General features: G+C 44.8%; 1 protein-coding gene. It reads right to left on the bottom strand.

From position 1 onward, the window contains the following. On the bottom strand, nucleotides 1-650 hold a 650-nt coding region (locus DXA60_RS18535), incomplete at its 3' end, for a hypothetical protein (RefSeq protein ID WP_147345420.1). Nucleotides 651-688 lie beyond the last annotated feature (38 nt).

Here is a 688-nt window from a genome sequence, read left to right on the forward strand (position 1 = left end):
TTTCCATTTACCGGAATCCGTTGGTGGAAGTCAATTCCATCATAACGTTTTAGCGCAGTTTCGCTTCTTCGTTTTGCAAGATACATCTCACGGCGTTTCCTTCCTGCATCTGCCTGAATCCGGTTTTGCTCCTGCAGACGTCCCGTTTCTCTTCTGTTCCGTTCTCCAGCTATGCCCTCTTTAAAGTCTTTTACATTCTGTTCCATTGCTTTCCGATGCAGTCCTGCCTGGTATTTTATTTCAGTCGGTGTATTCTTTACATTATCTTTCACCATGCCAAAACGTTCTTTTAAGCGTTTTCCGGAATCCATAACCATACCGACACGTTTTCCGGCTTTTGTACCTGCAGACTGTGTTTTACTGCCGTAAGATACTGTCGTTCTTTCATTTTCAGACGATCCATTGTTTTCCGTCCCATTCACATTCTCATTTGTCCGAGCCGGTTCCCTTACAGGTTTGTTATTGCTGTTATTCGTATGTGACGGCGCCTTCTGTGAATCATTTCCACCTGAAGGTGCTGTTGTATCTTTAGAATCATCTCCGGTATTTCCACCTGTTCCACCGCCAGTTCCATTGCCGGCACCTGCATTCCTGCTTACTGCAGCACGTCTTCCTCCCGAAGAATATCTTCGTCCAAACAGTTTTCTCATAACCATATATCTTCCCATGCTCTTTAAGAAACGACCAC

It is taken from the genome of Roseburia sp. OF03-24, from assembly GCF_003463035.1.
In the GTDB taxonomy this organism is placed as follows: Bacteria; Bacillota; Clostridia; order Lachnospirales; family Lachnospiraceae; genus Roseburia; species Roseburia rectibacter.